Here is a 571-nt window from a genome sequence, read left to right as displayed (position 1 = left end):
ATACGACCCGGGGGTTCGCACCGATTCTGCCGCGCCCTATACAGCTGTACCACGGGAACAAACCAACCGTAGTAGCCAGGAAGGAGAGGAACTATGAGCCTGATGGTGCATCATAAGACGCTCGCCGCCGGTTCGTCTCAGAGAAAGGCGCGTAAAAACGCAGGCGACAGCATGGCATTTGGCGAGTATCTGCCCGCCACAACACAGCCTCGGCTAAAGACACGGTTTCAAAGGCTTATCCCGCCGACTCCACCAACCTCAACCGAGATGCGTCTATGGCCGCAAGCGTTGCGCGGTATATCTGCAACCCTGGATGCGGGCCTGAGCCTGCGCGAAGCAACGGCTGAAAACCGTACCCGGCATCCGCCTGGCACTGGTGGCCTTATGGTTCACGGTTTCGCAGCACAAAGTCGGGAAACGGGGAACGCTGATGGGAACGGACCCGAAAAGTCCTCGCTCCTTCGCCGGGCGCTGCACCGACTGACGGGCAGCAGACGCGAGCGGGCATACCGGCAAACCCAAGACGATATTGACGATCTATTAGACACTTTGGCCCGTGAAGAACAGCTTG

The 571-nt window shown here is 58.8% G+C and carries 1 pseudogene; it reads left to right on the top strand.

Annotated features, from left to right (window positions below):
* Positions 1-93 precede the first annotated feature (93 nt).
* Positions 94-571: pseudogene (locus HMPREF2554_RS07680) on the top strand (type II secretion protein F); the annotation flags it as partial.

Origin of the sequence: Rothia sp. HMSC071F11 (genome assembly GCF_001809115.1) — a bacterium.
GTDB classification, from domain to species: domain Bacteria; phylum Actinomycetota; class Actinomycetes; order Actinomycetales; family Micrococcaceae; genus Rothia; species Rothia dentocariosa.
Note: the sequence above shows the minus strand (reverse complement) of the source record. Positions and strands in the feature narration are given on the sequence as shown.